This window comes from Limosilactobacillus oris DSM 4864, from assembly GCF_001434465.1.
Taxonomy (GTDB): domain Bacteria; phylum Bacillota; class Bacilli; order Lactobacillales; family Lactobacillaceae; genus Limosilactobacillus; species Limosilactobacillus oris.
In genome coordinates this window covers 1-7,505 of record NZ_AZGE01000044.1, presented here as the reverse complement: position 1 = coordinate 7,505, position 7,505 = coordinate 1, and the positions used below count along the sequence as shown (strand labels likewise).

Genomic DNA, 7,505 nt, shown 5'->3' with positions numbered 1-7,505 from the left:
TAAAAACTGGCTAACGCTTTAAACTTTGAGTAATGAGAAATATTAAATTCAACGACTATCTAAGCAAACAGTTAAATGATCATAAATTTAAGTTGGAATTTGATAAAGAAATGAAAACCTTAACAAATGAATCCGTAATTGAATCTTCCTTATCATCAGAATATGCAGACTTCTAAATGGTAAAAAGTCCAATATTGATATTATTAAGTAAGTAAAATATGCGTTAGTAACGCTATTGCATGTTATAATGATATACAAATAGCAAAGGAAGGGTGATTATTATGCCAGCAACAAAAAACAAGTCTAAAACTCCAACTACAATTCGTCTTGATGATGATCTAAAAGCTGAAATGCTAAAGGATCTGGAACCAATGGGCATAAGTCTAAACAGCTATTTTAATATGGCAGGTCGACAATTAGTAATTCAGAAAAAGATTCCATTCGAGATTCTAACTGAGAAATCAGAACCTAATCTTACAACTAGAAAGGCTCTTATTACCGCTGAAGCAAAAGCTTTAGGTATTATTCCTGATGACACGCCCGGTTTCACTAATGTTAACGATTTAAAAGAATATTTGGACGCTGAATAATGTATGAGTTAAAGCCTGAACCACAATTTAAGAAAGACTATCAAAATCTTAAACGTAGTCATCCAGAACTCGTATCTGATCTTTTAGAAACATTAAAACAATTACAGAAAAATGGAACTGTTGATTCGGAATACTACCCACATCTATTGAATAATCGTGGAGGTAATTATACTGGAAACTATGAATATCATTTATCAGATGGGAAAGTAGATGTTCTTATTATTTATATGCCACATAAAACTAACCCAGTAATTAGACTAATTCGAGTTGGAAGTCATAACGAGTTATTTCATAGTGATCTAAAGTAGCAGAAGAACTAAAAGAATTTAAACAAAAGCTTGAATTAAAGTATGGACGACTTGCTAAAAAACGTTTAGCAAAGTTATCCAAAGTTGCTAAGCTAGATAAGCAATTAATTGATATGACTGATAAAGAATTTGATCAACAATTAAACAATTGGTTTAATCAAGATAATTCCAAAAACAGTCATGGCGAACAACAATCACAAGAACATAATAATCAACAACCATTTTAAAATTGGAGTTCATTACGTAAGTTTTGAACTCCTTTTTAATCTTAACTTTTTGAAAAGTTAAGCAACTGTTTGAGTCCTTTTCGTTGATGAAAAAGGACTTTATTTATCCAAACTTGTAACCAAATTTGGTCGGTGTTCGGTTACCTTTGACGAATTCAAAATACAAATTTGGAAATAGGTATTTTGGATCTGAAGGGTATTATGTTAGTACAGTAGGATTGAATGAACAAATAATTCGAAAATATATAAGAGATCAATAAAAATAATTTATCGATAGATAACTTGATATTTAAAGAATATTCAGACCCTTTTAAGGGTAATAAGTTAAAGTGATACCAATACTACTTAAAGTAGTGGCAAAGAAATTATAGCAAATTGGCTTGAACAAAGAGAAAGCCAGCACCTTGATACGCTGGCTGTTATTAACGGCTTATAGCCGTAGAGTAAGGATAGAGAAAATAAAAGAAGAACCAATAATGTAAAAAATTCTACATTATTGGTCCTAAATATTATACAACCAAAAGATATTCTATTTTCCTAGTTACCAAAATTTGAATTTTAGGTGTATTAATTTGATGGAGTTAACCTTCTCAGAATCTCTTTTTGAAAAAGGAAGCTAGCTGAGTGAATCCCAAGAACGAAACCATGGCTAACAAAATCGTCCCCAGCACCCTTTGCTTGGTATCTTTCTCGTCCCCAGTTTGAGGAAGGCGTTTTTCATTAGTTGGTTGAGTTTCGGTAGAAACCTGCCGTACCGCCTTTACAGGGCTAGGTTTTGTTAGTTCAGGTGTTTTATTTAGCTCCGTCGGTTTGGTCGGCTCAGTTGGCTTGCTTGGTTCTGCAGGCTTATTTGGCTCTGCTGGTTTATCTGGTACCGTCTCTTTAGCAACCTTTACTACCTTGGCTAAATGCCACTCAGCACTTGGAACCTCAGGAGCCTGCGGTTTTTTACCCGGCTTCTCATGGTCGAATTCTGGTTTCGGAGCGGTTGGCGATTTAACAGTTTCCAATTTTGAAATCGTGAGCTGGTTGTATTCAACATTAGCAGTTGGCTTAACGGGTTGTGCCGGTGAGTTACCAGGATCTTGCGGAACGGCAATCGATGAATTGATGTTAAACCAGTAAGAGGTGTTAAAGTCTGGCGTATTACCGCTGACATCAAATTCAATATAGTCCCCGGTTAGCTTCATCGCCCCGGCCCCGTAGTACTTGTTTACCGGCCACTTACCGTTGTTGGCGCTTGGTACATCATCCCATCCAACGGTTTTCGACGCCGCAACCCAATTCTGGGCCCCGCCATGGGCTAAGATATATTTATTATTGGTAATGTCTGAATCAGAAGTGTAGAAGGTCTCGCCCGTCTGCTTGTTTACGTACCCATACATATCATCAGCATCAAACTTTGCACCTTCGGAAACCCTTTGGTTACTATTAACCGAGTAAACCCAGCCATTCTCATTAAGGGTTACTGACGAACCAGGAATGCCCACAAATTCATTATTACCAATGTTAACCCTTTCCAGATGGTTCATCTGAATGGTTTCTTGCTGCCCACTATCGCTAATGTATGGAATGGTCGTGTAGTGGTTCAAGGATGCTAAGCTCAAAACGGCCTTCCCGTCTGAGGTATCAAACTTATTACCGTCGCTACCATAGAAGGCGATTGTCATCTTAACTCGTAAATGATTATTAGGGTCGGTGGAGTTACTTCCCACCCAGATGGTTTTGGTTGGATCGTGCATAATCTGAGCCATGACTTCATCCTTGCCGTCGGATGAGCTCTCCAGTTCATACTTATAAACGACATGATCAATCGGCTTCCCATTGTACGTCGCCCCAGTAAGATTGTGGTAGGTAACGGTCACCGGCTGGCCTTTTTTAAGGACGATCCAAGTATTCTCGGTTTCTCCATGAGGATTGTTCTGCTGGTAAGCCGTTTTATTGCCACTGGCATCCTGCATGGCATCAAGAGATGCTTTATCGAAACGGCTAATGACGTCTTTACTGTTAAGCTGATCCGATACTTCCTTCGTCATGTAGGTATCGGCCCCTTCAATCGTCATCGTCGCATCCTTTTGCTGTTCAAAAACCAGGCCTTGCGCGGCCACTACTGCCCCGGCCCCTTGTGATTCCGCGGCTTGTTTTTGATATTCCTTAAAGGCCTTATCCTCTTCATCCCACTTCTTTTTCTGATTAGCGTAGACGGCCATTTGCGCTTCATAGTTACTAAGTGCCTGCTGGTATTCAGTGATTGCCTTGTTGATCGCCTCTGTCATCGTGGCGTACTTGCTCAAAGCATCAGCACTACTATCAGCTTCGGATAAATCGTTCTGGTTAACAGTCATGCCCAGCTGCTGGGCTTCCTTAATAGCCTTCTCCAGTTCGGTTGGTAATTTAACCGTCGCGCTAGTTACCGTTTCTTCATTCCCATTACTGCTCGTAGTGGTTTGGGAAACATCGGTTAAATTACTATCGTTCTTAAAGTCAGCAAGGTTTTGAGCATTTCTTTCTTTGTAGCGCTGGTATTCCGCTTGCTCCTGATTGTACTTTGCTAACGCCTGTTCATATTCTTGCTTAGCAATCTGGTAGCTATTAACCGTGTCGTTATATTTCTTCAGTGAATCCTGGAAGGCTTGAACAGCTTGCTTATAATCACTGGTTGTCTTGTTAAGATTGTTAATTTGGTTAGCGTAGTCATCACCAGCCGCTTGAACATCGTCATACGTTTGGTCGGCGGTCTGGGTCGTCTTTACGCCGGCAGCATTGGCCTTATTAACTTCTGAATCAAGGGACGCCGCTTGATCATTGGTAGATAAATTGGTTTTAGGATCTAACGTCCCGGTCGTGGTCGTAGTGGTCGTGGTCCCCTGGCTATCTTTCGTGGTGGTTGTTGTAGTTTTCTTGTTAATTAAGTTACCATCACTTGCCTGATTGCCAGCGACCCTGACATCATCCGTAGAAGCCGAAGACGACGTACTAGTCCTGCTGACTTGAACGCTGGCAGCAGGGCTAGTATTATTTTCCGAATAGGTTGCGGCATGGACTTGAGGCGAACTCAATATAAAAGAAAATAGGGTAACTGATGCCACTCCAACGCTAAGCTTTCTAAGCGAGTAGCGCGTAACCTGTTCCCGACACTTTTCCTCTTTTAAGCGATAATTCTTCTTCCCCATAATAATCTCAATCCTTCCTAGAAAACACTAACTAAACTGGGTACACTTAGTTTAAACACTAAAATTATAACATGATTTCCTTCAAATACGCTACACTCGAAATATAAGGTTGATTACGGTTAAATAATACTGTTAAATTTGGGTGTACCCTAATGGCCGTTATATTTCTATTTTTCAAGTTTAACTTTCAAGAAGCTTATTTTGTTTTGCTGGTCAAATTGGTAGGTATCAAAACCATGAAATGCAAATATTTTTCCACTACGTTTACGCCCAGCAACGGCCCATTCAGCTTGATAGTTACCATCATCGACGACTACATGGAAAAGATGCCTTAATTCTTGGTTATCTTTAAAGAAGTTCTCAAAGAACTCGGCGACTTTAGCCGGATTATCAGGTTGCATATAAATGACCTCCAGTAAGAACATTTGCATTTTCGTATCTACGTAGGATATACTAAAACCAGAACAACGAATTAGGAGGCAAAATTATGGAACTTATTAAAGAACAAACACGCCTGGCAAAGTGGGGCAACTCGAAAGCTGCTAGAATTCCTAGCCAGATTATTAGACAATTGAAATTAGATGATAACCAAGATATGACAATAACAATTGAAAATGGATCGATTGTTTTAACACCAATAAAAAAGAATCCGACTAATATTCACGAACTATTTAAGGACTGGCAAGATGACGGGAAACGTGATCACGAGCTTGATTGGGGAAAGTCAGAAGGTAATGAACTTCAATGGTAAGTCAGGGCGATATATTCTATGTTAACTTTAATCCAAGCCGTGGTCATGAACAGATGAATAGGCGGCCAGCCATTGCTCTAAGCAATGATCTAGTCTGCCAAACAAGTAACATGACGATTGTGGCTCCAATTAGCAGTACCGAGCGGAATTTTCCAATGTATCATCGACTAACTAGTAGTCAAACAGTATATGGAAAAGTATTGTTAGATCAAACAATAGCTTTAGATTTGCGGGCAAGACATGTCACTGATGAAACTATTGTCGATCATGTATCGCGTGAAGAATTAGAAGAAATAATCACTCTGTACAAATTATTGTTTAGTATTGATGACAAATAAAAAAGCCGCCCCGATCATAACTTTGGCGAGTTACGGGGACGACATTATCGTTTAGTTAACTTTCTGCANAACCGCCTTTGAAGCGGCTTGCGTGGGAAGCCCTGTTCCAGCGGGACTTCCTTTTTCTGTCTACATTATAGCATGACTATAGCTGACTTTCGACTATCTTTAATCAGCTTTCTAACAATTCCAATCATTGAAAAAGTAAAGCGTGAACGACAGACGAACCAGCTTGAGTTTACACGGGCGTTTAATAATTTAACCAAGGCCTTGAAGAAGAATATTCCGGCGGGGGCCATTAGTTCCCAGATCATGGACCAACAATTAATCAAGGCCGGTGGACAGTACCACGAATCAATTGTGGGGGAAGATGAGTTAAACGTCTTTGTAGGACGGCAAATCACACGCGCTAAATTGATCACGAGGTGGCAAGATGAATAAGCATAAAAAAAGTTGGTTAATTTTTGGGATCATCATGGTGTTGTTAGTGGGAGGTATTACAGTGAGGTATATGACGGTTAAACAGAGTCAGGCAAATGTGGCGAATGAACAACGTGAAGCGCAAGAAAAAGTAGCTTTATATGTGGTTCAGCACTATTCAGGAGTAAAGAAAATTAAGGTTGCTAAATACGAAAAGGCTAACTGGGTTGGTGCCGGTGGAGATTATATGGATGTATATATTAATAGCGCAGCGAATGATGGTAATTCTAAATATGTATTAGAAATAAGTTATTATTCTGATGATGGTACAGATCATACAGTTGATAAATTTTTTAATCATAAGTTAAGTGTTACGGGGTGGTACCCAGGATATCAAAAAGCTTTAGGAATAAAGCAAAATTATAATACGTCAAGAAGCCTAGACAATGTTGATGTTATGTATGAAAGGTGATGTAAAACATGGCAGCTTATACTGATGAAGATTATCGAGACCTTGATAGTAAAGCATATTATGCTAAAGATAATTCTAAATATACAAAGAAAGGATACGAATTTGAAAATAAAAGTACCGGTAATCGATACGTAGTTGTTGATTCACACGAGAATAAAACCAACGGCTTCAAGGCTTATGCTGTAGCTCCAATTAAGGGTAAGAAACCAGATTACAATAATGTTGTTGTGTCATTTGCGGGGACGGATGGAGCTGGAAGTATTAATGATGTTCTAACCGATATTGAAACGATTGGATTAGGAAGCAATAAGTACGTTGAACCAAAAGTCAATCAAAATATTATGAAGATCGCCAAATGGACCTCCAGTCCAGCATTAGCGGCCCTTTCGGTAAGTTTCCAAGATGCTGATGGACAGTACCACAAATCAATCGTGGGGGAAGATGAGTTAAATGTCTTTGTAGGATGGCAAATCACACGCGCCAAATTAATCACGAGGTGGGACGATAATGAATAAGCGTAAGAAAGGCTGGTTAATCTTCACAATCCTCATGATCTTGTTAGTGGGAGGTATTGCAGTGAGGTACGTAACTGTTAAACAAAGTCAGGCAAATGCGGCGAATGAAGAAAGACGAGCGCAAGAGAAGGCGGCCTTATGGTTGGTACAAAATTATTCTGGTGTTAAGGAAATGAAAATCAGTAAACTTGACAAACCTAATGAGTTCGGCGGTGGCAACTATGCAGTTGATATTGATAATATAAACGGAACGAAACGAGGCCTACGTATAGGACAGGGAAGCAAAGAGGAGTTCTATAACGAGGGTCCAAAATTGATAGTTTCCTTTGATGACTATGAGCAAGTTCTAGGTATAAAAAAGGACCATGATAGTTCAAGAACCTTAAAAAGCGTAAAAATTGAATATGAAAGGTGATATGAACCCCAAATTTGGGACATATTATTAATTAGCTCTGTTTAAAACCATATTTCGATATTCTGGGTATTGGTCAACTGGTATTGATTAATATCTGAGTCCTCCACAGGAATGTGGGGGACTTTTTTTATACAAATATACAGTCAATTCTTAGGAAGAAGAAATTTTGATTGGCAAAGCCATAACAAGATCGTTTCAAGTTTTTGATTTCCCTGTATAATGGATTGAGCAAGAAGTTTTAAGGGCGGTGGCTGTCTTTTCCCTTGCGAGGTGAGGCCCATGGGAACATGGAATAA

10 protein-coding genes and 1 pseudogene are annotated in these 7,505 nt (G+C 39.1%); 9 read left to right on the top strand and 2 right to left on the bottom strand.

Annotation, left to right across the window (positions count from 1 at the left end; all coding sequences use genetic code 11):
- Window positions 1-281: 281 nt before the first annotated feature.
- From FC49_RS09260 to FC49_RS09850, 3 genes and pseudogenes are all read left to right on the top strand, one after another.
- Window positions 282-590, top strand: a complete 309-nt coding sequence (locus FC49_RS09260) for a type II toxin-antitoxin system RelB/DinJ family antitoxin (protein ID WP_046026048.1) — start codon at window positions 282-284, stop codon at window positions 588-590.
- A complete protein-coding gene (locus tag FC49_RS09255) occupies window positions 590-898 on the top strand; it encodes a type II toxin-antitoxin system YafQ family toxin (RefSeq protein ID WP_056984866.1) in 309 nt (102 codons plus the stop codon). Before FC49_RS09260 ends, FC49_RS09255 begins: the two co-directional genes overlap by 1 nt.
- A 379-nt stretch (window positions 899-1,277) precedes the next feature.
- A pseudogene (locus tag FC49_RS09850) lies at window positions 1,278-1,458 on the top strand (IS200/IS605 family transposase); the annotation flags it as partial.
- Between the two features lie 257 nt (window positions 1,459-1,715).
- On the opposite strand, the gene FC49_RS09250 reads toward FC49_RS09850, so the two are convergent.
- Window positions 1,716-4,298, bottom strand: coding sequence for a GbpC/Spa domain-containing protein (locus FC49_RS09250; RefSeq protein WP_082603580.1), 2,583 nt, complete (start codon window positions 4,296-4,298; stop codon window positions 1,716-1,718).
- Window positions 4,299-4,465: 167 nt separating this feature from the next.
- The gene (locus tag FC49_RS09245; RefSeq protein WP_023192324.1) at window positions 4,466-4,699 is read right to left on the bottom strand and encodes a nuclear transport factor 2-like protein; all 234 of its coding nucleotides are present in this window, start codon (window positions 4,697-4,699) and stop codon (window positions 4,466-4,468) included.
- Window positions 4,700-4,785: 86 nt separating this feature from the next.
- On the opposite strand from FC49_RS09245, the gene FC49_RS09240 reads away from it, so the two are divergent.
- The 6 genes from FC49_RS09240 to FC49_RS09215 all read left to right on the top strand — a co-directional run bounded on the left by FC49_RS09240 (window position 4,786) and on the right by FC49_RS09215 (window position 7,209).
- A complete protein-coding gene (locus FC49_RS09240; protein ID WP_049160264.1) occupies window positions 4,786-5,049 on the top strand; it encodes an AbrB/MazE/SpoVT family DNA-binding domain-containing protein in 264 nt (87 codons plus the stop codon).
- Window positions 5,043-5,387 carry a type II toxin-antitoxin system PemK/MazF family toxin gene (locus FC49_RS09235; RefSeq protein WP_056984864.1) on the top strand — a complete coding sequence of 115 codons (345 nt, stop codon included), beginning with the start codon at window positions 5,043-5,045 and terminating at the stop codon, window positions 5,385-5,387. Before FC49_RS09240 ends, FC49_RS09235 begins: the two co-directional genes overlap by 7 nt.
- Window positions 5,388-5,528: 141 nt before the next feature.
- A complete protein-coding gene (locus FC49_RS09230) occupies window positions 5,529-5,828 on the top strand; it encodes a hypothetical protein (protein ID WP_049160267.1) in 300 nt (99 codons plus the stop codon).
- A complete protein-coding gene (locus FC49_RS09225) occupies window positions 5,821-6,279 on the top strand; it encodes a hypothetical protein (RefSeq protein WP_056984863.1) in 459 nt (152 codons plus the stop codon). The genes FC49_RS09230 and FC49_RS09225 overlap by 8 nt, the downstream gene beginning before the upstream one ends.
- 8 nt (window positions 6,280-6,287) lie before the next feature.
- A complete protein-coding gene (locus FC49_RS09220; protein WP_056984862.1) occupies window positions 6,288-6,794 on the top strand; it encodes a hypothetical protein in 507 nt (168 codons plus the stop codon).
- Window positions 6,787-7,209 (top strand): hypothetical protein, encoded by a 423-nt coding sequence (locus tag FC49_RS09215; protein ID WP_056984861.1) that lies wholly within the window; start codon window positions 6,787-6,789, stop codon window positions 7,207-7,209. Before FC49_RS09220 ends, FC49_RS09215 begins: the two co-directional genes overlap by 8 nt.
- Window positions 7,210-7,505: the final 296 nt, after the last annotated feature.

Excerpts from the sequence above, each read along its gene's own strand:
- FC49_RS09240 (WP_049160264.1), top strand. The coding sequence starts at position 4,786 with ATGGAACTTATTAAAGAACAAACACGCCTGGCAAAGTGGGGCAACTCG.
- FC49_RS09215 (WP_056984861.1), top strand. The coding sequence starts at position 6,787 with ATGAATAAGCGTAAGAAAGGCTGGTTAATCTTCACAATCCTCATGATC.
- FC49_RS09225 (WP_056984863.1), top strand. The coding sequence starts at position 5,821 with ATGAATAAGCATAAAAAAAGTTGGTTAATTTTTGGGATCATCATGGTG.
- FC49_RS09220 (WP_056984862.1), top strand. The coding sequence starts at position 6,288 with ATGGCAGCTTATACTGATGAAGATTATCGAGACCTTGATAGTAAAGCA.
- FC49_RS09235 (WP_056984864.1), top strand. The coding sequence starts at position 5,043 with ATGGTAAGTCAGGGCGATATATTCTATGTTAACTTTAATCCAAGCCGT.
- FC49_RS09245 (WP_023192324.1), bottom strand. The coding sequence starts at position 4,699 with ATGCAACCTGATAATCCGGCTAAAGTCGCCGAGTTCTTTGAGAACTTC.
- FC49_RS09230 (WP_049160267.1), top strand. The coding sequence starts at position 5,529 with ATGACTATAGCTGACTTTCGACTATCTTTAATCAGCTTTCTAACAATT.
- FC49_RS09255 (WP_056984866.1), top strand. The coding sequence starts at position 590 with ATGTATGAGTTAAAGCCTGAACCACAATTTAAGAAAGACTATCAAAAT.
- FC49_RS09250 (WP_082603580.1), bottom strand. The coding sequence starts at position 4,298 with ATGGGGAAGAAGAATTATCGCTTAAAAGAGGAAAAGTGTCGGGAACAG.
- FC49_RS09260 (WP_046026048.1), top strand. The coding sequence starts at position 282 with ATGCCAGCAACAAAAAACAAGTCTAAAACTCCAACTACAATTCGTCTT.